The 26118-nt window shown below is 72.6% G+C and carries 19 protein-coding genes and 3 pseudogenes; 10 read left to right on the top strand and 12 right to left on the bottom strand.

Annotation, left to right across the window (positions count from 1 at the left end; genetic code table 11):
- Window positions 1–3: 3 nt before the first annotated feature.
- The 5 genes and pseudogenes from ACZ7DY_RS11040 to ACZ7DY_RS11020 all read right to left on the bottom strand — a co-directional run bounded on the left by ACZ7DY_RS11040 (window position 4) and on the right by ACZ7DY_RS11020 (window position 6804).
- A complete protein-coding gene (locus ACZ7DY_RS11040; protein WP_471132959.1) occupies window positions 4–1722 on the bottom strand; it encodes an ABC transporter ATP-binding protein in 1719 nt (572 codons plus the stop codon).
- Between the two features lie 653 nt (window positions 1723–2375).
- Window positions 2376–3503: pseudogene (locus ACZ7DY_RS11035) on the bottom strand (energy-coupling factor transporter transmembrane component T); the annotation flags it as partial.
- Between the two features lie 23 nt (window positions 3504–3526).
- The gene (locus ACZ7DY_RS11030) at window positions 3527–4198 is read right to left on the bottom strand and encodes an SCO2322 family protein (protein WP_471132956.1); all 672 of its coding nucleotides are present in this window, start codon (window positions 4196–4198) and stop codon (window positions 3527–3529) included.
- The gene (locus ACZ7DY_RS11025) at window positions 4195–5424 is read right to left on the bottom strand and encodes a prenyltransferase/squalene oxidase repeat-containing protein (protein WP_471132953.1); all 1230 of its coding nucleotides are present in this window, start codon (window positions 5422–5424) and stop codon (window positions 4195–4197) included. The genes ACZ7DY_RS11030 and ACZ7DY_RS11025 overlap by 4 nt, the downstream gene beginning before the upstream one ends.
- A 312-nt stretch (window positions 5425–5736) precedes the next feature.
- Entirely contained in the window at window positions 5737–6804 is a 1068-nt protein-coding gene (locus ACZ7DY_RS11020; RefSeq protein ID WP_471132950.1) for an MBL fold metallo-hydrolase, read from the bottom strand.
- Between the two features lie 174 nt (window positions 6805–6978).
- Here ACZ7DY_RS11020 and ACZ7DY_RS11015 point away from each other — a divergent pair, with 174 nt between their 5' ends.
- From ACZ7DY_RS11015 to ACZ7DY_RS10990, 6 genes are all read left to right on the top strand, one after another.
- Window positions 6979–8445 (top strand): aldehyde dehydrogenase, encoded by a 1467-nt coding sequence (locus ACZ7DY_RS11015; protein ID WP_471132948.1) that lies wholly within the window; start codon window positions 6979–6981, stop codon window positions 8443–8445.
- Window positions 8445–8678: a ferredoxin gene (locus tag ACZ7DY_RS11010; protein ID WP_471132947.1), complete on the top strand. Its 234-nt coding sequence runs from the start codon at window positions 8445–8447 to the stop codon at window positions 8676–8678. The genes ACZ7DY_RS11015 and ACZ7DY_RS11010 overlap by 1 nt, the downstream gene beginning before the upstream one ends.
- Window positions 8679–8901: 223 nt before the next feature.
- On the top strand, window positions 8902–11574 hold the full coding sequence (gene lanKC / locus ACZ7DY_RS11005) for a class III lanthionine synthetase LanKC (RefSeq protein WP_471132944.1): 2673 nt from the start codon (window positions 8902–8904) through the stop codon (window positions 11572–11574).
- 47 nt (window positions 11575–11621) lie between these two features.
- Complete coding sequence (locus tag ACZ7DY_RS11000; protein WP_471132942.1) at window positions 11622–11747, top strand: SapB/AmfS family lanthipeptide; 126 nt, start codon at window positions 11622–11624, stop codon at window positions 11745–11747.
- 144 nt (window positions 11748–11891) lie between these two features.
- Window positions 11892–13619 (top strand): ABC transporter ATP-binding protein, encoded by a 1728-nt coding sequence (locus ACZ7DY_RS10995; RefSeq protein ID WP_471132940.1) that lies wholly within the window; start codon window positions 11892–11894, stop codon window positions 13617–13619.
- Entirely contained in the window at window positions 13616–15577 is a 1962-nt protein-coding gene (locus ACZ7DY_RS10990) for an ATP-binding cassette domain-containing protein (protein ID WP_471132938.1), read from the top strand. Before ACZ7DY_RS10995 ends, ACZ7DY_RS10990 begins: the two co-directional genes overlap by 4 nt.
- Here the strand turns inward: ACZ7DY_RS10990 and ACZ7DY_RS10985 are convergent.
- Window positions 15503–15985 (bottom strand): annotated as a pseudogene (locus tag ACZ7DY_RS10985) (LuxR C-terminal-related transcriptional regulator); the annotation flags it as partial. The gene ACZ7DY_RS10990 and the pseudogene ACZ7DY_RS10985 sit on opposite strands and share 75 nt — an antisense overlap.
- A gap of 210 nt (window positions 15986–16195) precedes the next feature.
- Window positions 16196–16816, bottom strand: coding sequence for a TetR family transcriptional regulator (locus ACZ7DY_RS10980; protein ID WP_471132936.1), 621 nt, complete (start codon window positions 16814–16816; stop codon window positions 16196–16198).
- A 215-nt stretch (window positions 16817–17031) separates the two neighbouring features.
- Here ACZ7DY_RS10980 and ACZ7DY_RS10975 point away from each other — a divergent pair, with 215 nt between their 5' ends.
- The 3 genes from ACZ7DY_RS10975 to ACZ7DY_RS10965 are packed head-to-tail and all read left to right on the top strand — an operon-like array spanning window position 17032 to window position 20269.
- Window positions 17032–18444: a glycosyltransferase family 4 protein gene (locus tag ACZ7DY_RS10975; RefSeq protein ID WP_471132934.1), complete on the top strand. Its 1413-nt coding sequence runs from the start codon at window positions 17032–17034 to the stop codon at window positions 18442–18444.
- Window positions 18438–19190, top strand: coding sequence for a class I SAM-dependent methyltransferase (locus ACZ7DY_RS10970; protein ID WP_471132931.1), 753 nt, complete (start codon window positions 18438–18440; stop codon window positions 19188–19190). The genes ACZ7DY_RS10975 and ACZ7DY_RS10970 overlap by 7 nt, the downstream gene beginning before the upstream one ends.
- Window positions 19187–20269, top strand: a complete 1083-nt coding sequence (locus ACZ7DY_RS10965; protein ID WP_471132928.1) for a prenyltransferase/squalene oxidase repeat-containing protein — start codon at window positions 19187–19189, stop codon at window positions 20267–20269. The genes ACZ7DY_RS10970 and ACZ7DY_RS10965 overlap by 4 nt, the downstream gene beginning before the upstream one ends.
- Here ACZ7DY_RS10965 and ACZ7DY_RS10960 read toward each other — a convergent pair.
- A complete protein-coding gene (locus tag ACZ7DY_RS10960) occupies window positions 20263–20409 on the bottom strand; it encodes a hypothetical protein (protein ID WP_471134596.1) in 147 nt (48 codons plus the stop codon). The genes ACZ7DY_RS10965 and ACZ7DY_RS10960 overlap by 7 nt on opposite strands.
- A 32-nt stretch (window positions 20410–20441) precedes the next feature.
- On the bottom strand, window positions 20442–20735 hold the full coding sequence (locus ACZ7DY_RS10955; protein ID WP_471132925.1) for a hypothetical protein: 294 nt from the start codon (window positions 20733–20735) through the stop codon (window positions 20442–20444).
- Window positions 20736–20873: 138 nt separating this feature from the next.
- On the opposite strand from ACZ7DY_RS10955, the gene ACZ7DY_RS10950 reads away from it, so the two are divergent.
- Complete coding sequence (locus ACZ7DY_RS10950; RefSeq protein ID WP_471132922.1) at window positions 20874–21428, top strand: hypothetical protein; 555 nt, start codon at window positions 20874–20876, stop codon at window positions 21426–21428.
- A gap of 7 nt (window positions 21429–21435) precedes the next feature.
- On the opposite strand, the gene ACZ7DY_RS10945 is transcribed toward ACZ7DY_RS10950, so the two are convergent.
- From ACZ7DY_RS10945 to ACZ7DY_RS10935, 3 genes and pseudogenes are all read right to left on the bottom strand, one after another.
- Window positions 21436–22446, bottom strand: a complete 1011-nt coding sequence (locus ACZ7DY_RS10945) for an LLM class F420-dependent oxidoreductase (RefSeq protein WP_471132920.1) — start codon at window positions 22444–22446, stop codon at window positions 21436–21438.
- Window positions 22447–24256: 1810 nt separating this feature from the next.
- Window positions 24257–25060 (bottom strand): annotated as a pseudogene (locus ACZ7DY_RS10940) (LLM class flavin-dependent oxidoreductase); the annotation flags it as partial.
- Window positions 25061–25150: 90 nt separating this feature from the next.
- The gene (locus ACZ7DY_RS10935; RefSeq protein WP_471132918.1) at window positions 25151–26029 is read right to left on the bottom strand and encodes a hypothetical protein; all 879 of its coding nucleotides are present in this window, start codon (window positions 26027–26029) and stop codon (window positions 25151–25153) included.
- Between the last annotated feature and the right edge of the window lie 89 nt (window positions 26030–26118).

Genomic DNA, 26118 nt, shown 5'->3' with positions numbered 1-26118 from the left:
CCGTCACGACGCGTCCTCCTCGCCCGCGTCGAGCGCGCGGCGCACCTGCGCCACCGTCAGCCACTCCTGCGGCGCCAGAACCTTCGTGACCTGCGGCGCGAAGGACGGCGACGCCACCACGATCTGCTCGGTCGGACCGTCCGCGACCGCCTCGCCGTCCGCCAGGATCACCACCCGGTGGGCGATCTCCGCGGCCAGCTCCACGTCATGGGTGGCCAGCACGATGGCGTGCCCCCCGACGGCGAGCCCCCGCAGGATCGTCACGAGCCGGGCCTTCGCCGCGTAGTCGAGTCCGCGGGTCGGCTCGTCCAGGAGGAGCAGCGGCGGCCGGGCGGTCAGGACGATCGACAGGGCGAGCGCGAGCCGCTGGCCCTCGGAGAGGTCCCGTGGATGCGTGTCGTCCGCGATGCCGGGCAGCAACTCGCTCACCAGGGCACGGCACGCGCCGGGCGCGGCCCCCGCGTCACGGTCCGCCGCCGCGCACTCGGCGGCCACCGTGTCCGCGTACAGCAGGTCGCGTGGCTCCTGGGGGACCAGGCCCACGTGCCGGATCAGCTCCCGCGGGGGCGTGCGGTGGGGGACCGCGCCGCCGACGCGGACCGCACCCGATGTGGGTTCGAGCAGGCCGACGAGGGTGGACAGGAGCGTGGACTTCCCGGCGCCGTTGCGGCCCATCAGGGCGACGGTCTCGCCGGGCGTGACGGTGAGGTCGACGCGGCGCAGCGCCTCGACGCGGCCGCGCCGCACGGCGAGACGTTCGACGGACGCGGCCGCCGCGACCGTCTCGGGGGTACGTTCCTTGCCGCGCGGCCGGGACCACCGGCCGGGCGCCCGCCCCTTTGCCGGTGGGGTGGCCTGTGCGGCCTGTGCGACGGGTGCGGTGGGTGCCTCGGCCGGCGGCCGGGCCTCGGCCAGCCGCTCCCGCAGCGCCCCCGCCCTGCGGCGGGCGTCACGCACGGTCAGCGGCAGCGGCGACCAGCCCGCGAGGCGGCCGAGCGCGACGACCGGGGGGAAGACGGGGGAGCGGGCCATCAGCGCGGCCGGATCGCCGAGCACCGGCGGCTCACCCGGCGCGCCGAGCAGCAGCACCTGGTCCGCGTACTGCACGACCCGCTCCAGGCGGTGCTCGGCCATCAGGACCGTGGTGCCCAGGTCGTGGACGAGCCGCTGCAGCACGGCGAGGACCTCTTCGGCGGCGGCGGGGTCCAGCGCGGAGGTCGGCTCGTCCAGGACGAGGACCTGAGGGTGCGGGGTGAGTACGGAGCCGATGGCGACGCGCTGCTGCTGGCCGCCGGAGAGAGTGGCGATGGGGCGGTCGCGCAGGTCGGCGAGGCCGAGCAGGTCGAGGGTCTCCTCGACGCGGCGGCGCATCACGTCCGGCGCGAGCCCCAGCGACTCCATGCCGTACGCCAGCTCGTCCTCGACGGTGTCCGTCACGAAGTGCGAAAGGGGGTCCTGGCCGACGGTGCCGACGACGTCGGCGAGTTCGCGCGGCTTGTGCGTACGGGTGTCGCGGCCCGCCACGGTCACCCGGCCGCGCAGGGTGCCGCCGGTGAAGTGCGGCACGAGCCCGCTCACCGTGCCGAGCAGTGTCGACTTGCCGACCCCGGACGGCCCGACGAGCAGCACGAGCTCCCCCTCGGGCACGACGAGGTCCACCCCGCGCACGGTGGGCACGGCCGCCCCGTCATAGATCACCGAGACGTCCTCGAACCGGATCATGAGGTCTCCTCGGGGGGCGTGGGGGATGTCGGGGATGCGGGGGCTGCGGCGGTCCCCTCACGGCACGAACCCAGGGGTGAGGCGGCGTCGCCGGTGCGGCGCCCGGGGGCGGGGGCCTGCGCGGGCCGGTCGGGTGCGGGTGTGGGCGGGGGAGCCCCGGAGGGGTCGGCCGGGGGCAGACGCCAGGCGGCGGGCGAGGGGCGCCCGGCCACCGGCCCTGGCCCCCGCGATCCGGGACGCGCCGTCCCCGGGACGGCCGCGTTCCCGGACGACGCGGTCGTGCCGCCTGAGCGCGTGGAGCCCGAGCCTGAGGTGTCCGAACACGTGTCACCCGAGCCTGCGGTGGGCGAACGCGTGTCGCCCGAGCGCGCGGCACCAGAACGCGTGCCGCCCGACCGCGTGGCACCTGAACGCGTGCCGCCCGAGCCCGCGGTGTCCGAACGCCTGTCGCCCGAGCGCGTGGCACCTGGACGCGTGTCGCCCGAGCCCGCGCCCGAGCCCGAACTCGCGACGCCCGGACTCGACGCGGTCGCCTCGCTGGAGCCAGCGGGTTCTGGTGCGGTCGGGCTCGGGGTGCCGGTCGGGTCGGAGGTGGTCCGTCTGTCGGAGGATCTCCGCTTCCGCGCCGGGGGGCCGGACGGTCTGGAAGGGGACGTCGTCGGAGGTGGTGCCGGGGCGACGACTGCGGGGAGTAGGCCGATCAGGGCTGCCGCCGCGGGCCACAGTGGCAGGGTTGGGGCGACCAGTGGGACGACCCCGGGGTGCAGGGCCGCCGGGTCGTGCGACGCGGACCAGATCGTCAGGGCCGCCACCGCGAGCCCGGACGCGGAGACCAGCCAGGCGCGCGCGCCCCACGGATCGGGCCGGTACCGGGTCCGCGTCGAGCGCCGGCCGCCGAGCCGCAGCCCCGCGAGGGCGGCGAGGAGACCGGTGGCGAGGACGGGCACGCCGTAGCCGGCGCCGTCCGCGGTGAGCAGTCCGTACGTCCCTACGCAGACGCCCATCAGACCGCCGAGCGTGAGGACGGCCGTCGCCCTGCGCACCCCGGCGGGGACGGGGACGGTACGGCCGAAGCCGCGCGCGTCCATCGCCGCGGCCAGCGCGACCGACCGTTCGAGGGCGCCCTCCAGGACCGGGAGCCCGACCTGCAGCAGCCCGCGCATCCCGTGGTCGGGGCGCCCGCGCAGCCGCCGGGCGGCCCGCAGCCGCTGCACGTCGGTGACGAGGTTCGGCGCGAACGTCATCGCCACGACGACGGCGACCCCCACCTCGTACAGCGCGCCCGGCAGCGACTTGAGCAGCCGGGCCGGGCTCGCCAGCGCGTTCGCGGCGCCGACACAGATCAGCAGCCCGGCCAGGCGGATGCCGTCGTAGAGCGCGAAGGTCAGGCCCTCGGCGGTGACCCGGCCGCCGATCCGCACGCCCCTGGCCCAGTCGGGCAGCGGCACCTCGGGCAGCGTGACGACGGTGTGCGTGCCGGGGATCGGCGAGCCGAGCACGATCGCGAAGACCAGCCGGATCGCGATGACCACCAGCCCCAGCTTCACGAACGCGCCGTACGACTTCGCCCACGGCGCCGCCGTCCGCCGCGCCGCCACCACATACCCCGCGACGCCGATCAGCAGCCCGATCAGCAGCGGGTTGGTGGTGCGGGACGCGGCGGTGCCAAGGCCGATGGCCCAGATCCACCAGGCGCCGGGGTGGAGGGCGTTGCCGCGGTGCGCCTCAGGGGCGAGGCGGCGTCGCAGGCGGCCTGGCGCGCCGCTGCCGTGGTCCGTCATCGTGCTGTCCGTCTCCGGCCGCGTCAGCCGCGGCGGCGGCGGGCCTGCCAGACCGCGGCACCGCCGAGCAGCGCGACGGCGGCGGCCCCGGCGATCAGGCCCACCGAGGGCCCGCCGTCGTCCCCGCCGTCGCCGGCGCCCGCGTCCGGCGCGGTCTTCCGCCGCCCGTCGCCGTCGCCGGAGACCTGCTCGCCGCAGCCCGACTTCGGATAGCCGTCGATGGCGCAGAGCAGCGCCTTGCTGTCGTACCGCAGCGGCTTGGCGACCGAGGCGAGGGCCTCTGCGCTGGTGGCGTCGTCGGCGACCCGCGCGCAGGCGGTACGGGGCTTCGGCGGGGTCTCCCCGCCGGGCGCGTCGGCCGCCGTGCCGAAGTCGATGACCAGCGCGACGCGCTTGCGGCCGTCCCGCGCCGGGGTCTTCGCGCAGATGTCCTCGAAGCCGGCGGCGCCGCGCGGCTTGGCGGCGCCGGCGGAGTCCTCCGAGACCGCGAAGCGGAAGCCCTGCACGTCACCGTCGCCGGGGCGGGCGGTGCCGGGTCCCTGGGTCGCGTACGTCCACGTGTCGCCGTCCCGGTCCCAGAACGACCAGTAGCGGTACCCGGCGGCCTGCGCGGGCGCGGCCACCAGGACGCCGAGGAGCGCGGCGAGGAGCGCCGCGAGCGCAAGGCGCCCGCGCCGCGCACGGCCTCGGGTCACGGCTGCTTCTTCTTGCGGTTGCCGCTGTACAGGAAGCCGATGCCGATGCCGGCGACCATGCCGACGCCGATGATCCACCAGACGCTGACGCCGCCGTCGTCGTCCTTCTTCTCGTCCTTCTCGGCCGCGGAGGGGGAGTCCGACGCGGACTTCGGGGCCGGGCCCTGGGCGTTCAGCTGCTCGACCAGGTCGGTGCCGCCGAAGTCGCGCGGGTCGAGGCCCGCCGCGTGCGCGGCGAAGACCAGCTGGGCGTAGGCGGCGGGGCCCGCCTGCTTGGCCCACTTCGCGGAGTTCTCCGTGAGCCACACCGCGGACTTCTTCGCCTGCTCGTTCTGTCCTGCGGCGGCGAGGGCGATCACGGCGTCGGCGGTGTTGCCGACGTCCGGCTGGTCCTCGGCGCCCGGCATCGCGGACTTCAGGTGGTCCCCGTTCTCGCCGAGGGTGTCGAGGAGGTAGGCGGTGCCGTTGCTCGCGGCCTGCGCGGCCGTGTCCGGCTTCGCGCATTTCGGCGCACTGGAGGCGCCCTTCTTGGCGGGGGACACGACGAGTCCCCTGCCGAGGCTGCCGAGCACCCCGGCCGCGGTGGCGTCGGCGTTCGGCGAGAGCTTGCCGGACTTGGCGTCGGCGAGGCCGAAGGCGCCGCCGTCCTTGCCGCAGCCCATGGCGAGCTTCGGCAGCGCGTCGTAAGGGGATTTGCCGTCCTTCGACTTGGCGGAGGCGGGGTTCTCACCGGCCGCGACGAGCGCGCCGACGACGATGCCGGTGGAGTTGGCGTCGGAGGGCAGGCCCGGGTTGTACCCCCAGCCGCCGTCGTCGTTCTGCACCGACTTCAGCCACTGGACGCTCTTCTTCACCGTCTTGTCCTGCCCGCCGAGCGCGGCGAGGGCCTGCACGGCGGCGGCGGTGGAGTTGCTGTCGACGGCGGTCTTGGAGTTGCAGGGCTCGGTCGCGTCGGCGCGGAACGGCGCGAAGCCGCCGCTGGCGCACTGCTGCCCGGTCAGCCAGTCGACGGCCTTGGCGGCGGGCCTGACGCCCTCGGTGTCCTGGGCGAGCAGGGCGTACGACTGGCGGAAGACGCCGTCGAACTTGGGGTCCTGCTTGCCGTAGAGGCCCGAGGGAAGCGCGGTCGAGGGCTTCGGGGAGGGGGCCGCGACGGCGGCCGGTGCGGCGGCCGAGCCCAGCACGGCGACGGCGGCCAGGACCGCGGCGCTGCGACGAACGTTCATGATGGGGCGGGTTGCCTCTCCCTGCGGGGAGCGGGGCGCACGGCACCGTGCGGGCACGGCCTCCGGGCGGCTCCGGCTCCGTATACCTCGACGGTGCCGCTCACCGGGGTCCGGTGACGCGAGCCGGTCACGTTCCGCGCCGGGCATTCCGGCTTACCGAGTCTGACGCTCGGCATACGGATTGGGGTCTCCCCTGCTCGAGCGAAGCCGAGAGCTCGGGGAAGGGTCAGCGCCGGGTTCGCACCGGCTTCCCCCTGCGCGGACGTGAGGACGACGCACTCACTCTACCGGCCGGTCCGCGGGCGCCTCGGGTCACACCGCCACGAACGTGAGCGGATCGCTCCCGGCCACGGCTTCGGCGCGCCCCAGCTTCACCAGGCGCCGCAGGTGGGCCTCGGCCTCCGAGACGGCGATGTTGCGCGAGCCGTAGGGGATCTCGGCCCAGGGGCGGTTCCACTCCATGCGCTCGGCGAGCTGCCAGGGGGTGAGGGGTACGGCGAGCAGGCCGAGCAGGCCGGTAAGCCGCTCCTCGTGGTGGGCGAGGAGTTCGCGCACGCGGCCGGGGGCGTCGGTGAAGGCGTGCTGGTGGGCGGGGAGGACCTCGGCGGGGGCGAGCCGGCCGACGCGTTCCAGGGAGTCGAGGTAGTCGCCGAGGGGGTCGGTGACGACCTCGTCGTCCGGGTCCTCGTACAGGCCGATGTGTGGGGTGATGCCGGGCAGCAGGTGGTCCCCGGAGAAGAGGCGGCCGTTGCCGGGCAGGCCGGCCGGGTGGTCCTCCTCCAGGTGCAGGCAGACGTGGCCGGGGGTGTGGCCGGGGGTCCAGATGGCCCGGAGCCTGCGGCCCGGCAGGGCGAGGAGTTCGCCGGGGGTGATGGTGCGGTCGGGCAGGGCGGGGGCGAGGCCGGGAAGCGCGCGCGGCCTCCCCTCGTCGCGCGCGCGGATGAGCGGGGCGACGTGGTCGGCGGGGGCGCCGGCGGCGGTGAGCTTGGCCGCCATGTAGCCGTACCAGCGCGCGGGCGGTCCGGAGCGGGTGCGGCGCACGACGGACGCGTCCGCCTCGTGCATCGCGATCCACGCGCCGGACGCCTCGCGGACCGCTCCGGACAGGCCGTGGTGGTCGGGGTGGTGGTGGGTGATGACGACGCCGTGCACGTCCTCGACCGCGGTGCCGCAGGCGGTGAGTCCGGCGCCGAGGGTCTCCCAGGACGCCGGGTCGTCCCAGCCGGTGTCGACGAGGACCGGTCCCGCGTCGGTGTCCAGGAGGTGGACGAGGGTGAAGCCGAGGGGGTTGTCGGGGATCGGGACCTTGACGCTCCAGACGCCGCCGCCGTGCTCGATCACGGGCGGTCCGGCCGGCCGCGTGCCGCTCGCCTGCGTCATGGGCGCCTCGTCTCTGTCGCTGGTGCCGCCACTATAACTAGAACTAGTTTCAATGGTCGCCCAAGTCGACTGTCCGGTGCGCGAGTTGTCCCTTCCGTCCGTGGACTCCTCCAACTAGAACTGGTATCAGTTCTGAAACAGTGTCAGGAAGCGCTCCGCAGGAGGCAGTCAGCCATGACCGAGCTCGTGGAACACGGACAGCTGTTCATCGGCGGGGAGTTGGTGGACCCGCTCGGCACGGGCGTCATCGACGTCGTCTCCCCGCACACCGGAGAGGTCTTCGCCCGCGTGCCGCACGCGGCACCCGCCGACGTGGACCGTGCCGTCGCCGCCGCCCGCGCCGCCTTCGACCACGGCCCCTGGCCGCGGCTGCCCCTGGACGAGCGCATCGAGGTCGTCGCCAGGATCAAGGACGGCTTCGCCGCCCGCCACGAGGAGATCGCCCGCGTCATCAGCTCCGAGAACGGCACCCCGTACACCTCCAGCGTGATGGTGCAGGCCCTCTCCGCGCTGATGGCGTGGGACGCGGCGATCACGGTCGCCCGCGACTTCCCCTACGAGCAGGCGCGCGACGGAGTCCTCGGCCGCCTCCTCGTCCGGCGCGAGCCGATGGGCGTCGTCGCGGCCGTCGTGCCGTGGAACGTCCCGCAGTTCACCGCCGCCGCCAAGCTCGCGCCCGCGCTGCTCGCCGGCTGCCCGGTCATCCTCAAGACCTCGCCGGAAGCGCCCCTGGACGCGTACATCCTCGCCGAGATCGCCGCCGAGGCCGGGCTGCCCGAAGGGGTGCTCTCCATCATCTGCGCCGACCGCGAGGTGAGCGAGTACCTCGTCGGTCACCCGGACGTCGACAAGGTCTCCTTCACCGGATCCGTCGCCGCGGGCAAACGCGTCATGGAGGTCGCGGCCCGCAACCTGACGCGCGTGACGCTGGAGCTCGGCGGCAAGTCGGCCGCCGTCGTCCTGCCCGACGCCGACGCGGCGAGCGCGGTCGCCGGCATCGTGCCCTTCTCCTGGATGATCAACGGGCAGGCGTGCGTGGCGCAGACCCGCATCCTCGTGCCGCGCACCCGCTACGACGAGTTCGCCGAGGCCTTCGCGGCCGCCGCGTCGGCGCTCAAGGTCGGCGACCCGCTCGACCCGGCCACCGAACTCGGCCCCCTCGTCGCCGAACGGCAGCAGCAGCGCTCCCTCGACTACATCCGCATCGGCCAGGAGGAGGGCGCCAAGATCCTTGCGGGCGGCGGCCGTCCGCCCGGCCTGGACCGCGGCTGGTACGTCGAGCCGACCCTGTTCGGCGGCGTCGACAACTCCATGCGGATCGCCCGCGAGGAGATCTTCGGCCCCGTCATCTGCCTGCTGCCGTACGGCGACGAGGACGAGGCGGTGCAGATCGCCAACGACTCCGACTACGGGCTCAGCGGCAGCGTCTGGACCGCCGACGTCGAACGCGGCATCGACGTCGCGCGCCGGGTGCGCACGGGCACGTACTCCGTGAACACCTTCAGCCTCGACATGCTCGGCCCCTTCGGCGGCTACAAGAACTCCGGCCTCGGGCGCGAGTTCGGACCCGAGGGGTACGGCGAGTACTTCGAGCACAAGATGATCCACCTCCCGGCCGGTCACGAGGGGACGGGCGCCTGATGGGAGACCGCTGGCACGTCGAGGTCGACCGGTCGGTCTGCATCGGCTCGGGGATGTGCGTGCTCACCGCCCCCGGCGGCTTCACCCTGGACACCGCACGCCAGTCGCACCCCACCGCCGCCGAGACCGACGCCAACGAAAAGGTCCTCGAGGCCGCGGAGGGCTGCCCGGTGGAGGCGATCACGATCACGCTGGCCGACGGCGGAGAGGTGGTGTTCCCGCCGGAGGAGTAGAAAGAGCGCCCGAGCCCGAAACGGCCGACGCCCGCGTCCAGTTCACCTAGGTGACGACGCGGGCGTCGCCATTTGTCCGGTCCGTCGCTAATCTGGACTCTCGAACACGAGCGAACGTGACTTTACCCATGCGTTCCGCACGGTGATCCGATGACACTCGTGACTGTTCCGTCCCCTGCCGCCCTGGAAATCTCTCTGCCACGCCGAGCGGAGAGGGGACACCATGGACAAGCGGTACGAGGTCTACTGTCTGGCCGACAGGCACTTCTACGAGACCCCGGACCGACTGCCGTCCACCGCCACCAAGGGCTCACCGGATTTCCCCGTGTCCCGCCGCCCCGTCCCCGACGGCTGGCGCTCCGGGCGCATCGGCGACTGGCTCTCGTTCGTCCCGGTGGACGACAGCGGGGCCAGGCTGCCCGCCCCCCAGCAGGGGTGGAAGATCCACGTCTCCGCCACCCTGGAGAACGCGGACCGCATCGCGACGATCGTGTGGGACCACTGCGTGCCCCGCCGGATCCCCTTCAAGTTCGTGCCGGCCAAACACCTGCTGCACCTGCGCAACAGCAAGTACGCCGCCCGCGACCACAGCGGCAAGGCCGTCACCATCTACCCGGCCGACGAGGCCCAACTGCACCGGACGCTCGACGAGTTGGGTGAGCTGCTCGACGGGTTCGAGGGCCCGTACATCCTCACCGACCTGCGCTGGCGCCAGGGCCCCCTGTACGTCAGGTACGGCGCCTTCACCCGGCGCATGTGCGACAACGGCAAGGGCTCGCTGGTGCCCGCCATCGAGAACGGCGAGGGCCGACTCGTGCCCGACCCGCGCGACCCCGCCTTCAAGGTCCCCGAGTGGGTGACGCTGCCCGCCTTCCTCGAACCGGCGCTCAAGGCCCGCAACACCACGACCGTCGGCGACCTGCCGTACCGCATCGAGAAGGCGCTGCACTTCTCCAACGGCGGCGGCGTCTACGCCGGCACCGACACCCGCGACGGCAGCAAGGTCGTCCTCAAGGAAGGCCGCCCCTACGCCGGCCTCGCCTCCGACGGCGCCGACGCCGTGGCCCGGCTCGAACGCGAGAAGGACGCCCTGGAGAAGCTCTCCGGACTCGGCGTCGCCCCCGAGGTCCGCGACTGGTTCCTCCTCGACGGCCACCGCTTCCTCGTCATGGACTTCCTCGAGGGGTCCACCCTCAACTCCTTCTTCGCCCACCGGCATCCGCTGTGCACCAGCACACCCGACCGCGCCGACATATCCGCGTACACGGCCTGGGCGCTGCGCATGCACCGCGCCGTCGAGGAAGCCGTCACCGCCGTGCACGGACGGGGCGTCGTCTTCAACGACCTGCACCTGTTCAACATCATGGTCGCCCCCGACGAACAGTCCGTCTCCCTCCTCGACTTCGAAGCGGCGACGGCCGTCGGCGACAACGGACGCCAGATCGTCGCGCACCCCGGATTCCTCGCGCCGCCCGACCGCACCGGCACCGACATCGACCGCTACGCCCTCGCCTGCCTGCGGCTCGCCCTCTTCCTGCCGATCACCTCGCTGCTCTCCATCGACCGCGGCAAGGCGGCCCACTTCGCCGAGGTGATCGCGGCCGAATTCCCCGACGTACCGGCGGAGTTCCTCGCCGAAGCGGTCGCGGAGATCCAGCACGGCCCCCGGCGCGAGAACAGGCAGGACCAGGAGCAGGGCACCCCGGAGGCCGGCGCCGCCCGCCGCACGGCGGGCGCGGCCACCCCCCTGGTCGACCCCGCGGACTGGCCCCACAGCCGGGACTCGATGGTCAAGGCCATCCTCGCCTCGGCCACCCCGGACCGCGACGACCGGCTCTTCCCCGGCGACATCGCGCAGTTCGCCGAGGGCGGCGGGCTCTGCGTCGCACACGGCGCGGCCGGCGTGCTCCACGCACTCGCCGAGAGCGGCGCCGACCGCTACGAGGAGGGCGAGCGCTGGCTCCTGGAACACACCGCGCCCGTCCCGACCGGCACCCCGCTGGGCTACCACGACGGCCTCGCCGGCATCGCCCACGTACTGGACCGGCTCGGCCACCGCACCCGCGCCCTCGACCTCGTCGGCCTCCTCCTCGCGGAGAACTGGCAGCGGCTCCCCTCGGACCTCTACGGCGGCCTCGCCGGCGTCGGCCTCGCCCTCGACGCCCTCGCGCACAGCACCGGCGAGACCGCCCTCGCCCGCCACGCCGAGCAGGCGGCCGACATCCTCGGCGCACGCCTGACCGCCGAGGACACCGCGCCCGCCCTCAAGAACGGACGGCGCAGGGCCGGCCTGCTGCGCGGCGCCACCGGCCCCGCCCTGCTCTTCCTGCGCCTGTACGAGAGGAACGGCGACCCCGCCCTCCTCGACCTGGCGCGGCACGCCCTGACCAGGGACCTCGCCCAGTGCGTGACCCAGCAGCGGGACGGCAGCCTCGCCGTCGACGAGGGCTGGCGCACCATGCCCTACCTCGGTGACGGCAGCGTCGGCATCGGCATGGTCATCGACGACTACCTCGCCCACCGGGACGACCCCGGTCTCGAGACGGCACGGCCCGCCATCCTCGCCGCCGCCCGCTCCCGCTTCTGCGTGCAGCCGGGCCTGGTCCAGGGCCGGGCCGGAATGCTGCTGCACGTCAACCGCAGCACCACGCCGGGCATCACACCCGAGGACACCGCCGCCCAGATCGAGGAACTCGGCTGGTTCGCCATGACGTACGCGGGCCAGCTCGCCTTCCCCGGCCACCAGATGCTGCGCCTGTCCATGGACCTCCACACCGGGACGGCGGGCTGCCTCCTCGCACTCGCCGGCGCGCTCGGCGACGGCCGGGCCCACTTCCCCTTCCTGCCGCCACCACGGCGGCCCCAGACCCGGTCCCGCGGCATCGCGGGGTCGTGACACCAACCCACAGGGAGATCTACTCCCCTTAGAGAGAGGGAATTCTCATGGCACTTCTCGACCTGCAGAGCATGGAGTCCGACGAGATGACCGGTGGCGGCGGCGGTGGCGGCGCGAGCCTGGCCAGCCTCCTCCTCTGCTGGAGCGACGCGAGCGTCCTGCTCTGTCTCTGATGCCCGACCGCATCTGAGCGGCACGGCACTGAAGGCCCGGGCGGCACCCCGCAAGGGGCCGCCCGGGCCCGTCCGCCCCCGCCACCTAAAGACCAGGGCCCGCGAGACCCAGGCACACGACGAGGCGACGGAGACCCGCACCGCATGGCGACGACGACCCCACGCCCGCACCGACCCGCCGCGGACACCCGCCTGCTCGGCGCGGCGGCCCGGTACAGCGCCGCCCGCTGCACGGTCCTCGCCCTGTGCGCCGTCGCCGGTTCGGCCGCGACCCTCTTCCTGCCGCTGGCCATCGGCCGCGCCCTGGACGCCGTCCTCACCGGCCACCTCACCGGCGGCGACGACACCGGCGCCACCCGCTGGATCGTCCTCTGCGCCGCCCTGATCGGCACCAGCGCGCTCCTCGACGCCGTCGACGGCGTCCTCACCGGCACCACCAACGCCCGCACCACGGCCTGGCTGCGCGGCCGCGTCATCCGCCACGTCCTCGCCGTCGGACCGCGCACCACCGCCCGCTTCGCCCCCGGCGACCTCGTGGCCCGCCTCATCGACAACGCGGCGCACGCGGGCATCGCGCCCGCCACCGCCGCCGCCCTCCTCGCCGCCCTGGTCACCCCGGTCGGCGCCATCGTCGCCCTCGCCCTGATCGACGTATGGCTCGCCGTGGTCTTCGCCGTCGGGGCACCCGTCCTCTTCCTGCTCCTTCGCGCGTTCGTCCGCGTCTCCTCCGACTGCGTCGCCCGCTACCAGCACGTCCAAGGGGACATCGCCGGCCGCCTCGGCGAGGCCATCGGCGGGGCACGGACCATCGCGGCGGCGCACACCGAGGACAAGGAGGCGGCCCGCGTCCTCGGGCCGCTCCCCGAACTCGCCCGCCACGGCCGCCGCATGTGGCAGGTCCAGGGCCGCTCCCAGGCCCAGGCCGTCGCCGTCGCGCCGCTCCTGCAGATCGCCGTCGCCGCGGTCGCCGGCCACCTCGTCCTCGAGCACCGCATCAGCGTCGGCGACCTGCTCGCCGCCTCCCGGTACGCGGTGCTCGCCACCGGCATCGGCATGCTCGTCGGACAGCTCAGCGGCCTGGTGCGCGCGCGGGCCGCCGCCCGGCGCCTCGACGAGGTGCTCGCGGAGCCCCCGACCGCATACGGCACGGCCCGACTGCCCGCCGGGGGCGGCCTCCTGGAACTGCGCGGCGTCACGGCCCGCCGCGGCGGACGCGCCGTGCTCGACGGCGTCGACCTGACGGTCCCCGCCGGGCGGACCGTCGCCGTCGTCGGCCGGTCCGGCGCGGGCAAGTCGCTCCTCGCCTCCCTCGCCGGACGGCTCGCCGACCCCGACGACGGAGTCGTACGCCTGGACGGCGTGCCCCTGCACACGCTCGGCCGCGAGGAACTGCGCCGCGAGATCGGCTACGCCTTCGAACGGCCCGCCCTGCTCGGCGAGACCCTTGAGGGCACGATCGGCTTCGGCTCCCCGCGCCCGGCACCCGACCGGGTCCGCGAGGCGGCCCGCGCCGCCCGCGCCGACACCTTCGTCACCCGCCTCCCCGACGGCTACGCCACCCGCTGCGCCGACGCCCCGCTCTCCGGCGGCGAGGCCCAACGCCTCGGCCTGGCAAGGGCGTTCGCCCGCGACGGGCGGCTGCTGATCCTCGACGACGCGATGTCGAGCCTGGACACGGTGACCGAACACCACATCGCCGAGGCCCTGCTCCGCCCCACCCCGCACCGCAGCCGGCTGATCATCGCCCACCGGGCGGCGACGGCGGCCCGCGCGGACGCGGTGGCCTGGCTGCACGAGGGCCGCATCCGGGCGGTCGGCACCCACGCCGAACTGTGGCGACGCCCCGAGTACCGGGAGGTGTTCGGCGCGTGAGCGGGGCAGAGGCGCCCAGGGGTCCTTACCGTCGCGGCATCCGGTTCCTGTGGCGCAGGTGGCCGGTGGTGGCGCGGCTCGCGTTCTGGTCCGTCCTGGAGACCGGTCAGACGTTCCTCACCGGATACGCCCTCGCCCGCGCCCTGGACGACGGGTTCCTCGACGGGCGCGAGGCGGTCGGCCTCGGCTGGCTGGGCGCCGCGGCGCTCGGCGTGCTGCTCGCCGCGTACGGCACAGGGCGGGTCTACCGCGCCGTCGCCGACCTGGTGGAACCGCTGCGGGACACCCTGGTGCGGCAGGTCGTCGGCCGGGGACTGCGGGAGGCGGACGGCGCCGCCGTCTCCCGGCTGACCCAGCAGGTGGAGATCGCCAGGGACACCTTCGCGGGCCTGGTGATGGTCTCCCGCTCCTTCGTCTTCACGGCGGTGGGCGCGCTGGTCGGCCTCTTCTCCCTGGATCCGCTGCTGCTCCTGGTGGTGGCGCCGCCGCTGCTCGCCGGCATCGGGCTCTTCGTGGCCACGCTGCGCCCGCTGGCCCGGCGCCAGGACGAGTTCCTGGTCGCGGACGAGCGCCTCGCGGGCCAACTGGGCGTCGTGAGCCCGGGGTTGCGGGACGTCGCGGCGGCCGGCGCGGAAGAGGACGTGGCCGAGGAGCTTGACCGCGGCATCGGCAGGGAGTACGCGACGGCCGGCGCCCTCGCCCGCTGGGGTGTCCTGCGCACGGCGGCCCTCGCCGTCGGCGGGCAGCTCCCGCTCGTCCTGCTCCTCGCCACCGCGCCCTGGCTCCTGGACCGCGGGGTGACACCGGGCGCCCTCGTGGGAGCCCTCGCCTACGTCACCCAGGCACTGCTCCCGGCCCTGCACAACCTGGTGCACGGCCTGGGAGCGAGCGGCTCCCGCCTGGCGATCGTGCTGCGCCGCCTGATGTGGGACCCGCCGACGGAAGCCGGGGACGCGGGGGGCGTAGGGGATGCCGGGGATACGGGCGGTGCAGGAGAGGCCCCGGATACGGGCGGTGCCAGGGGTGCGGGTGAGGCCACGGAGACCGCGGACGCGGCGGGCGTACAGGGTGCCGAGCCCCCTGCCCTCCACCTCTCCTCCCTCACCTTCGCCTACGGCCCCCACGCCGAACCCGTCCTGCGTGACCTGGGGCTCACCGTCGCCCGGGGCGAGCATCTCGCCGTCGTCGGGCCCAGCGGCATCGGGAAGTCGACCTTGGCCGGAATTGTCGCAGGGCTCCTCGAACCCGACGCGGGAGAGGTGCGCGTCGACGGGCTGCCGGTGCACGGCACGGCAGCCGTGGGGCGGCGCGTGCTCATCCCCCAGGAGGCGTACGTCTTCACCGGGACGCTCCGCGACAACCTGCGCTACCTGCGCGCGGACCCGGTCGCGAAGGACGAGATGCTCGCCGCCGCGGAGACGGTCGGCCTCACCCCGCTCGTGGAGCGGCTCGGCGGCCTCGACGCGGAGCTCGTGCCCGCCGAACTCTCGGCGGGCGAACGGCAGTTGATCGCACTGGTCCGTGCCTATCTTTCGGCCGCCCCGCTGGCCGTCCTCGACGAGGCGACCTGTCATCTCGACCCGGTCGCCGAGTCGCGCGCCGAGCGGGCCTTCGCGGCCCGCCCCGGCGGCACCCTGGTGGTGATCGCCCACCGCATCAGTTCGGCCCGCCGTGCCGACCGCGTCCTGGTGATGGACGGAGCGCACGCCCTGTGCGGGCGGCACGACGAGCTGTTGGAGCGTTCGCCTCTCTATCGTGACCTCAACGGCGCGGGCGACTGGGACGGGACGAGCGCCACGTCACACCCACCCTTCGCCCTGCGAGATCCGTATCGCGTCGATCCTGTTCCGCGCCCCGGTCTTGCGGGTGATCGCGGCCATGTAGTTGCGCACCGTTCCGTTGGACAGATGGAGGCTGCTGGCGATCTCGGCGACCGACGCGCCCCCCGCGGCGAGTGACAGCACACTCAACTCCCGCCGGGTGAGCGGCATCTGCGCCGCCTTGAGGAAGCCGAAGCCCAGCGATTCGTCGACGAACCGCCGGCCCGCCGCCACCTGTCTGATCCCGGCGAGCAGCCGCTCCGGCGGGCTCGCCTTGTTCACATAGCCGAGTGCGTCGGCCTCCGCCGCCCGCCGTAACTGACCGGGCCTGTTCGCGGTGGCGAGCACCAGCACGCGGCACCCCCTCCCCAGTGCCGATGGCCCGGTCAGTTCGCCGAGCGGAGCGTGTGCGTACGTCGCCTCGTCGTCGAGGTCGACCACGCACAGGTCCGGCCGTACGCTGCGTTGACGGCCGCGCGCGTGTGACCACGGCGCGTGGAACACCTCCAGATCCGGCTCATGGGCGAGTTTTTCCGCCAGAGCCATTCGCAGTAGACAGGCGTCGTGCACGAGAAGGACCCGGATCACGCTCTGCCCCTCCAGCTCCCCGCTCCGGTTGCTCCGTTCAAGCACGCTGAACATTCATAGCGGCGAGTACCCCCGTCGTGACGCAGAGAACTGGCCAAGGGGGAGTTCGGGGGCGCATTTGCCATACGACTGTGCGCCCCCCGTGCCGCAGACGGAGGGGCGATGCGATTAGCCCCGGGGCTCCGCCGTGAGGTTGATGAGCCCGCACACCGTCTCGATGTCGATCTTCACCTGGGCGATCGAGGCGCGGCCGGAGAGCCAGGTGATCAGCGCGGAGTGCCAGGTGTGCTCGATGACCCGCACCGCGGAGAGCTGCCGGGCGGTCGGCGTCTCCGTCAGGCCCATCGCGTCCAGGATGATCGCCGTCGTCAGCCGCGAGACGGTGTCGACCTCGGGGCTGACCGAACGGTCCGCGAAGGTCAGGGCCCGTACCATCGCGTCCGCCAGATGCGGCTCGCGCTGCAGCGCGCGGAACGCCCGCATCAGCGTCTCCGAGACCCGCTCGGCGGGTGTCTCCCCGGCCGGGGGGCGTTTCCTGATGGTCGTGTGCATGTGCTGGAGCTGGTCCTGCATGGTGGCGACCAGCAGGTGGACCTTGGAGGGGAAGTAGCGGTAGAGGGTGCCGAGGGCGACGCCGGCGGCCTCGGCGACCTCCCGCATCTGCACGGCGTCGAAGCCACCCCTGCTGGCCAGTTGGGCGCTGGCGTGCAGGATGCGGCGGCGGCGCGCCTCCTGGCGCTCGGTGAGGGGCGGCGCCGCCGGGTTCGCCGCCTTGGCTTCCGCTGTCATGTCGATGCCCCTTTGAAAACGCCTCCCGAGATCGCACAGCATGGCAGGGAGCCCGTCGTGGCGCGAATCACCTGATCCGGGCCGTACACCTCGCCTACCTGCCGGTAGATTCAGAGCTCGTTCAGCGATCATTCAACGATCAAGTCTGAAACTTGTTCTAGATTACCGTCCCGGCGTAACCTCGCGGAGAACTGCAGGGAGAAGGGGGCCCGAGAGTGACCGCTGAGGCCATGGAGGCAGGCCCCCGAAAGGGCTCTGGCGACGACGGCGAACGTCCGCTGCGCATCGCTCTCCTCACGTACAAAGGGAACCCGTTCTGCGGGGGACAGGGCGTCTACGTCCGCCATCTCTCGCGCGAGCTCGCCCGGCTCGGCCACAGCGTCGAGGTCATCGGCGCGCAGCCCTACCCCGTACTCGACGAGGGCGAGGGGCTCGACGGCCTCAAACTCACCGAGCTGCCCAGCCTCGACCTCTACCGCTCGCCCGACCCCTTCCGCACCCCCAAGCGGGACGAGTACCGCGACTGGATCGACGCCCTCGAGGTCGCGACGATGTGGACCGGCGGCTTCCCCGAGCCCGTCACCTTCAGCCTGCGGGCCCGGCGCCATCTGCGCGCCCGGCGCGGCGAGTTCGACGTCGTGCACGACAACCAGACCCTCGGCTACGGCCTCCTCGGCGACCTCGGCGCGCCCCTGGTCACCACCATCCACCACCCCATCACCGTCGACCGGCAGCTGGAGCTGGACGCCGCACCCGGCCTCAAGCGCCGCCTCTCGGTGCGCCGCTGGTACGCGTTCACCCGCATGCAGAAGCGCGTCGCCCGCCGCCTGCCGTCCGTCCTCACCGTCTCCGGCAGCTCGCGCCAGGAGATCGTCGACCACCTCGGCGTCCGGGACGACCGCATCAGCGTCGTCCACATCGGCGCCGACACCGACCTCTTCTCGCCCGACCCGTCGGTCCCCGAGGTGCCGGGCCGCATCGTGACCACGTCCAGCGCCGACGTCCCCCTCAAGGGCCTGGTCTTCCTCATCGAGGCGCTCGCCAAGGTCCGCACCGAGAACCCCGCCGCCCACCTCGTCGTCGTCGGCAAGCGCGCCGAGGACGGACCGGTCGCGCAGGCCATCGAGCGGCACGGCCTGGCCGGCGCCGTCGAGTTCGTCAAGGGCATCACCGACGCCGAACTCGTCGACCTCGTCCGCTCCGCGCAGGTCGCCTGCGTCCCTTCGCTGTACGAGGGGTTCTCGCTGCCCGCGGCGGAGGCGATGGCCACCGGCACGCCACTCCTCGCCACCACCGGCGGCGCGATCCCCGAGGTCGCCGGGACCGACGGCGAGACCTGCCTCGCGGTGCCGCCGGGCGACGCCGGGGCGCTGGCGCTCGGACTGAACCGGCTCCTCGGCGACGCCGGACTGCGGGCCAGGCTCGGCGCGGCGGGACGCGCACGCGTGCTCGCCAAGTTCACCTGGGCCCGCGCCGCCCAGGGCACCGCCGAGCTGTACCGCGCGGCGATCGACCGCTCGGCGGCCGGCGGCGCCGGCCGCGCGGTCGCCCGCGGCCACGCCGTTCCGGCGGCCGCGGCTGCCCCCGAAGTTGCAGGACCTCACCACGAAAGCAGGGCCACGTGCTGACCGTCGACTTCACCCGTTTCCCGCTCGCCGCCGGCGACCGCGTACTCGACCTGGGCTGCGGCGCGGGCCGGCACGCGTTCGAGTGCTACCGGCGCGGCGCCCAGGTGGTGGCCCTCGACCAGAACGGCGAGGAGATCCGCGAGGTCGCCAAGTGGTTCGCCGCGATGAAGGAGGCGGGCGAGGCCCCGGCGGGCGCGACGGCCACGGCGATGGAGGGCGACGCGCTCAACCTCCCCTTCCCCGACGCGTCGTTCGACGTCGTGATCATCTCCGAGGTGATGGAGCACATCCCCGACGACAAGGGGGTCCTCGCCGAGATGGTGCGCGTCCTCAAGCCGGGCGGCCGCATCGCCGTCACCGTCCCGCGCTACGGCCCGGAGAAGGTCTGCTGGGCCCTCTCCGACGCCTACCACGAGGTCGAGGGCGGCCACATCCGCATCTACAAGGCGGACGAGCTGCTCGGGCGGATGAGGGAGGCCGGGCTCAAGCCGTACGGCACGCACCACGCGCACGCGCTGCACTCGCCGTACTGGTGGCTCAAGTGCGCCTTCGGCGTCGACAACGACAAGGCGCTGCCGGTCCGCGCGTACCACAAGCTCCTCGTCTGGGACATCATGAAAAAGCCTCTCGCCACCCGCGTGGCGGAGCAGCTGCTCAACCCCGTGGTCGGCAAGAGCTTCGTCGCCTACGCCACCAAGCCGCACCTGCCGAAGGCCTCGGCCGACGCCGCGGCGGACGCCAAGTGACGAGCCCCGAGCGGACCGAACACCTCATCCTGCCCGGCGTCCTGACGGCGGATCAGGCCGCGGCGACGGTGCGCGGCATCCTCGCCGTGCAGCGCGAGGACGGCGCCATCCCGTGGTTCCGCGGCCACCACCTCGACCCGTGGGACCACACCGAGGCCGCGATGGCGCTCGACGCGGCGGGCGAGCACGCCGCCGCCGAGCGCGCCTACGACTGGCTCGTGCGCCACCAGAACCCCGACGGCTCCTGGTACGCGGCGTACGCCGACGGCGACCCGCACGACATCACCGACCGGGGCCGCGAGACCAACTTCTGCGCCTACCTCGCCGTCGGCGTCTGGCACCACTACCTCTCCACCGGCGACGAGGCGTTCCTGGACCGCATGTGGCCCGCCGTGGTCGCCGCCGTCGAGTTCGTCCTCGCGCTCCAGCAGCCCGGCGGGCAGATCGGCTGGAAGCGGGAGGACGACGGCACGCCCGTCACGGACGCGCTCCTGACCGGCTCCTCCTCCATCCACCAGGCGCTGCGCTGCGCCCTCGCCATCGCCGAACAGCGCGACGAGCCGCAGCCCGACTGGGAGCTGGCGGCCGGCGCCCTCGCGCACGCGATCGCCCACCACCCCGAGCGCTTCCTCGACAAGGACCGCTACTCGATGGACTGGTACTACCCGGTCCTGGCCGGCGCGGTCACCGGCCCCGAGGCGAAGTCCCGCATAGCCGAGGGGTGGGACCGCTTCGTGGTCCCGGGCCTCGGGGTGCGCTGTGTGGTGCCCAACCCCTGGGTCACCGGCGGCGAGAGCGCCGAACTCGCCCTCGCCCTGTGGGTGCTGGGGGAGTCGGACCGCGCCCTGGAGATCCTCCAGTCCATCCAGCACCTGCGCGACCCGGAGTCGGGCCTGTACTGGACGGGCTACGTCTTCGACGACAACGCCATCTGGCCGGAGGAGCTCACCACCTGGACCGCGGGCTCGCTGCTGCTCGCGGTGGCGGCGCTCGGCGGCGACGAGGCGACCTGTGCCGTCTTCTCCGGCGACCGGTTGCCGCGGGGGCTGGCCCCGGACTGCTGCGGCGCCGCTCAGTAGCGCCGCAGGCGGCCGGCGAGGGCATGGCCGACGAGCAGGTAGACGACCGCGGCGAGGCCGTAGCCCGCGACGACGCGCGCCCAGTCCTCGTCGAACGTGCTGTGTCTTTCCCGGGGGTGCCCCCCGGACCCCCGGGTCATGGGACGGGTGTGCTGTGGGGCGGGCGCGTGCCTCAGTAGCGGCGCAGGCGGTTCGCGAGGGCATGGCCGACGAGCAGGTAGACGACGGCGGCCAGGCCGTAGCCCGCGACGACGCGCGCCCAGTCCTCGTCGAACGTGAACAGGTCATGGGACCAGCCGGCCAGCCAGCGGGCCACGTCGTGGATGAACTGGACGAGGTCGTTGGCCCGGTTCGCGTCCAGGAGGTACATCAGGATCCACAGGCCGAGTATGGCGGCCATGACATCGGCGACGAGCGCTATGACCCGTCCCGCAGTGCTGCCGTGGGAGTGCCGTGTGGGAGACATAAGGACCGGATACCAGGCAGCTCCCCCTTGAAACCCGTACGGGCCCGTCCCGCTGGCGGGGCGGGGCGGCCGGGGTGAGGCTGCGGAGAAGGACCGCGCTCCCGCGCGGCCCGCTCAGCTCTCGTCTGGAGGCCGTCCGTGCTCAGCTCCGTTCCCGTCCGCCGCGCCGGAGTCTCCCTCACGCTCTGCTGCACCCTGCTGGTCGGCGCGACGGCCTGCGGCAGCGGCAGCGGTGAGGACACCGCCGCCGCGTCGGCGCCGTCCGCCAGCCCCAGCCAGGAGAAGCAGAAGTTCGCCAAGACCCGCTTCGTCGCCAACGCGGGCCTCGCCGCGGGCGCGACCTACCAGTGGATCGTGAAGCCGTTCCGCGCCGGCAAGTTCAAGAAGGGCGCCCACGGCCGCAAGTTCGCGCTCGTCAAGGCAGGGCTCGCGGGGGCGTTCACGTACAACAGGCTGAAGGCCGCGACGAAGAACGCGCAGGGCGACCCGACCCTCGCCAAGGCCGTGGCACCGCTCTCCTCGGGCATCGACGCGCTGAAGGACCTCCCGTCCAAGCTCCGCAAGGGCGAGGGGACGGACTCGGTCGTGAACTCCTTCGACGACATCATCAAGGACGTCAAGGGCGCGGGCAGCAGCGCCGGCGCCGAGGTCAAGGACAAGGTGCCCTCGGCCGGGGAGCTGTCCAAGGGGTAGGCGGGGCCTACGAGTTGAGTTCGGCGAGGACCCGCAGGGTGTGCGGGTCCGGGGCGAGTACGAGCAGGTCCGTCACCGGACCCTTGCGCCACAGCTCCAGCCGCTCCGCGATCCGTGCGCGCGGGCCGACCAGGGAGATCTCGTCGGCGAAGGCGTCCGGCACGGCGAGCACCGCCTCCTGCCTGCGCCCGGCGAGGAAGAGCTCCTGGATCCGCCGGGCCTCGGCCTCGTACCCCATGCGCGCCATCAGGTCGGCGTGGAAGTTGCGGGCGGAGTGGCCCATGCCGCCGATGTAGAAACCGAGCATGGCCTTGACGGGCAGCAGGCCCTCGGCGACGTCGTCGCACACCGTGGCCCGGGCCATGGGGGCGACGAGGAACCCCTCGGGGAGGTCGGTGAGCGAGGCCTCGTACACGTCCGGCCGCAGCGGCGACCAGTACAGCGGCAGCCAGCCGTCCGCGATCCGCGTGGTCTGTGCGATGTTCTTCGGCCCCTCGGCGCCGAGCAGGACCGGCAGATCGGACCGGAGGGGATGGGTGATCGGCTTGAGGGCCTTGCCGAGTCCGGTGCCGTCCTCGCCCACGTACGGATGGGAGTGGAACCGTCCCGCCACCTCCACCGGCCCCTCGCGCCGCAGCACCTGCCGGATCACCTCGACGTACTCCCGCGTCGCGGTCAGCGGCGACCGGGGGAACGGCCGCCCGTACCACCCCTCCACCACCTGCGGCCCGGAGAGCCCGAGCCCCAGCATCATCCGGCCGCCGGAGAGGTGGTCGAGGGTGAGCGCGTGCATGGCGGTGGTGACGGGGGAGCGGGCCGCCATCTGCGCGACGGCCGTGCCGAGCCGGATCCGTGAGGTCCGCGCGGCGATCCAGGTCAGCGGCGTGAAGGCGTCCGAGCCCCAGGCTTCGGCGGTCCACACGGAGTCGTAGCCGAGCCGCTCGGCCTCCTGGGCGAGGGCGACGTGTCCGGGGTCGGGGCCGCGCCCCCAGTAGCCGAGTGCGAGCCCGAGCCGCATGCGTCCTCCCGTGGTCCAGGCGTTCTGACGGTACGTCAGGTGCGTGTCGGGGAGGTGACTGTACGGCAACGGCCCCCCGCCCGGAAGGGCGAGGGGCCGCGAAACCAGTGCGCCGGACCTAGCCGCGCTGGATCCCCGTGGTGTCCTGAAGGACGCCGCGACGACCGTCCTGCGTCTGGGCCACCAGACCGGGACCGCGCTGCTCGACGGCCAAGTACCACGTGATCAAGTGGCCGCCGCCGCGTCCGCCCGCGCAGAATCCTCTGCAGGTTATGTACGTCCGAAAAGGCGGCAGTGGATGATCGGAAACAGGTGCGCTCCCCTGGTATTGGACGTCGGTCTTCGGGGTGTGCTGGACGACAGCAGCAGATTGAGCTCAAGCAGTAAGACTTCGGGGTAGGCGCTCGTGATCCGTGCGGAGGCCAAGACGGAAAGCGCCGAGGTTCTCCTCGACCTGGCGGCATCCATTTCGACCCGGGGCTGCACCTGGAGCGAGAGGCCCGCACTCTGCCCGCGCGGCGCATTGGCCAGTGCCTTTCGGTCAGCGGGATGCCCGCGACCAGCACAAGGGCCGCATTCGTTCATGGTCGGCGCCGAGACTTTCGATGCGAGCCTAGATGGGCGCATAGGTCGTTTCAAACAGGCATCCTCACGATGGCCGTGAGTTCGTCGATACCGAATCAAACGCAGCCGTGGCGGCGCATGGGCGAGCCCACAACCAGGCTCAACTCGCGATCGGAATCGTTGGTTCTTTCGGCGACGCCATCAAGTAACTGAACACCTTCTGCGGCTACTTGGCGGCGTCGCGTCAGACGATGTAGGGGAACAGGCCCCGGTATCCGTAGATCGCGGAGGGCGGTTCTGGCCTGATCGGGGAAGTATCCCCTACATCGGATGTTTTCAGCTACACCCCTACAGCCCAGGGCATCGGTCGAGGCCTCCCGATTCCCAACGCACGTTGTCAGTGTATGCCCAACCCACTATTTCTGTTCCCGCAATACGGACACGGAACCACTGATTGCCGTGTGAATTGAAGACGTAGCACCAGAGGTACAGTGTCTTCCCCTTAGGTACCAAAGATACTACGTTACAGTCGGATGACCAGCCACTGCGAAGGCTGAAATTCCTTACGGCGGACATTTTGCCGTCAGAAACATTTGGCCCAACGGGAAATGCGCAGTGAGCCGGCTGGGCGCTAGCGGTGGATGTGCTGATGCCGATGAGGGATGTTGCCAGCAGGCCGACGGTTGCTAGCGACGCTCGAAATCTCTTCATTTTCAGTCAATGCCTTTCAATGCAAGTGGGTAATTGCGCTTGGTTGGAAATTAACTCCGGATGAAAATATTACGCGTTCGTGTCGACGTCAACCGCCCTATTTCGGCCATGTCAACCTCGCTGGCCCATTCGGTACGGCCGCTGAGCGGTGAACGCAACGCGCCAGGCTCCCGCGCCTTCGCAGAGGGCGCTTGATGTCTTAACCCCCAACACCCCGACACAGGAATCCCGTTAGTTTACCTACATCTTGCGTCGGGCCATGCTTGTGCCCTGGGCGCTCGGGGCGTCATGCTCATGCGTCACCGACGATGGTGAGCGTGGTGCAGCCGCTTCGAGCCGTGCTAGAGCGCCGCTGACTATTTCCATCAAGTCAGGCATGGGCTGTTTACGATGCCACGTCGCGCAGATGCTCGGGGTGGCTGGCCATCAGGGTTTGCGTGGTTGTCTGGAGTTGTCTGTCAAGCTGAGGTCGCAGCAGTGTGGCGTCGGCTGAGGCGATGAAGGACGTATCTGCTCAGCAATGCCTCTTACGCGTCTATGAGTTGTGCTCGGCCAGGACCCGCGACTTCCGTGGGTCTGCCGTCAGGACCATGAGACAAATGACCGGGTTGTTCCACCACAGGTCGAGCCGCTCGATGGTCCGCTCGCCCGGCCCGATCGGCGAGGTCTCGTCGGCAAACGAGCCCGGCACGGCTTTCAGGCCTCCCCGCATCTCGCCCCGCGATGAATAGTTCAGGAGGCGCCGGGCTCTGTCCGCGTATCCCACGCGGGCCATGAGGTCGGCGTGAAAGTTCCGGGCTCCGTGCCCATGTCGCCGATGTCGAAGCCGAACTTTGCTTTGACGGGCAGCAGCGCCCCGTACAGCAGCAGCAAGCCGTTGGCGATCTGCATCGACTGGGCGACGTTCTTGGGACCTTCGGCGCCGAGAGCGATGGGGAGGCAGGGGATGAGGGGATGAGTGATGGACTCTAGCGGCTTGTCCAGACTGGCTTCGTCGTCCCCCGTGAACGGCACCGGGTGGAATCGCCAGTCAAGCGTCACCAGGGCCTCGCGCCGGAGCACCCGTCGGACCACCCTCATTCACTCCCGCATCGAGGTCAGCGGCGGCTGCGGGAAGTGCTTGCCATCCAGCCGTGGACGGCCTGCGGCCCGGAGAGCCCCAGGCCCAGCATCATCCGGCCGCCAGAGAGGTGGTCGAGGGTGAGCGCGTGCATGGCGGTGGTGACGGGGGGCGCGCGGCCATCTGCGCGACGGCTGTGCCAGGCCGGATCCGTGAGGTCTACGCGGCGATCCAGGTCAGCGGCGTGAAGGCGTCCGAGCCCCAGGCCTCGGCGGTCCACGGGTACGTCAGGTGAGCGCCGGGGGGTGACTGTACGACAACGGCCCCCCGCCCGGAAGGGCGAGGGGCCGCGAAACCGCTGTGCTGGACTCAGCCGCGCTGGATCCCCGTGGTGTCCTGAAGGACACCGCGACGACCGTCCTGCGTCTGGGCCACCAGACCGGGACCGCGCTGCTCGACGGCCAAGTACCAGGTGCCGGGGGCCAGTTCGGCGATCGGCGTGGGCGAGCCGTCCTCCGCGTACAGCGGACGCGGCACCGGCACGGCGAACCAGAACGGCGAGAAGTCACCGGCCGGCTGCGCCTGCGCGGGCGGCGGGGTCTGCCCGGCCTGCGGCTGCGGCTGCTGCCCGCCGAAGGACTGTCCCTGCGGCTGACCCGGCTGGCCGCCGTAGGGCGCACCCGGCTGCGGCTGACCCGCACCGGCACCCGGGTAGCCGTAGCCGCCCTGGGGCTGGCCGCCGTAGGGCTGCGGGGGCATCGGCTTCGGGCCGCCCATGAGGGGGGCCTTCAGGGCGGGGACGGCCAGGGTGGCCACCGCGGCGGCAGCCAGCACCAGGGCGGCGATCAGGCCGAGGATGAGGCCGACGCCGACGTCGGGGGAGTCGGGGCCGCTGCTGGCGCCGCCGAACCTGGAGTTCAGGAGCTTGATGAACTCGTCGTAGGACTGGCCGGTGTCGAAGATCGCACCGAGCGAGCTCCAGGCGGCGGCGATGGTGAAGGCGATGCCGAGCTGTCCCAGGTCAAGGCCGACGATCTTGCGCGGCTGCGGCATCGCCCGGTTCAGGACGATGAGCACCGCACCGATGATGCCCAGCAGGTACACGCTCAGCAGCAGGTTGCCGTTGTCCCAGGCGTTGGGTACATCGTCGCCATCGCCGTCAAAGGTGCCGAGGAACGAAGCGATGAAGAGCAACACCGCTGCTCCGATCACCACGCCGTCGCCTCGAGTGAGGGAGCGGAAATTCACTTCAGGTCCTTCGTCAGTCGTCTCGTCAGTGGAGGCGTCGCTGTCGCCGTAGTCGCGGTCGTGTCGCGGTGCGCGAAGCGCGGGGGTGG

Source organism: Streptomyces sp. NPDC037013, assembly GCF_055607265.1.
The sequence above is the reverse complement of the archived record's forward strand: the minus strand, read 5'-3'. Positions and strand labels throughout refer to the sequence as shown.

Coding starts and splice junctions, on each gene's coding strand:
- ACZ7DY_RS10980 (WP_471132936.1), bottom strand. CDS start 16,816: ATGACAGCGGAAGCCAAGGCGGCGAACCCGGCGGCGCCGCCCCTCACC.
- ACZ7DY_RS11015 (WP_471132948.1), top strand. CDS start 6,979: ATGACCGAGCTCGTGGAACACGGACAGCTGTTCATCGGCGGGGAGTTG.
- ACZ7DY_RS10945 (WP_471132920.1), bottom strand. CDS start 22,446: ATGCGGCTCGGGCTCGCACTCGGCTACTGGGGGCGCGGCCCCGACCCC.
- ACZ7DY_RS11020 (WP_471132950.1), bottom strand. CDS start 6,804: ATGACGCAGGCGAGCGGCACGCGGCCGGCCGGACCGCCCGTGATCGAG.
- ACZ7DY_RS11010 (WP_471132947.1), top strand. CDS start 8,445: ATGGGAGACCGCTGGCACGTCGAGGTCGACCGGTCGGTCTGCATCGGC.
- ACZ7DY_RS10995 (WP_471132940.1), top strand. CDS start 11,892: ATGGCGACGACGACCCCACGCCCGCACCGACCCGCCGCGGACACCCGC.
- lanKC (WP_471132944.1), top strand. CDS start 8,902: ATGGACAAGCGGTACGAGGTCTACTGTCTGGCCGACAGGCACTTCTAC.
- ACZ7DY_RS11025 (WP_471132953.1), bottom strand. CDS start 5,424: ATGAACGTTCGTCGCAGCGCCGCGGTCCTGGCCGCCGTCGCCGTGCTG.
- ACZ7DY_RS11000 (WP_471132942.1), top strand. CDS start 11,622: ATGGCACTTCTCGACCTGCAGAGCATGGAGTCCGACGAGATGACCGGT.
- ACZ7DY_RS10955 (WP_471132925.1), bottom strand. CDS start 20,735: ATGTCTCCCACACGGCACTCCCACGGCAGCACTGCGGGACGGGTCATA.
- ACZ7DY_RS11040 (WP_471132959.1), bottom strand. CDS start 1,722: ATGATCCGGTTCGAGGACGTCTCGGTGATCTATGACGGGGCGGCCGTG.
- ACZ7DY_RS10960 (WP_471134596.1), bottom strand. CDS start 20,409: ATGACCCGGGGGTCCGGGGGGCACCCCCGGGAAAGACACAGCACGTTC.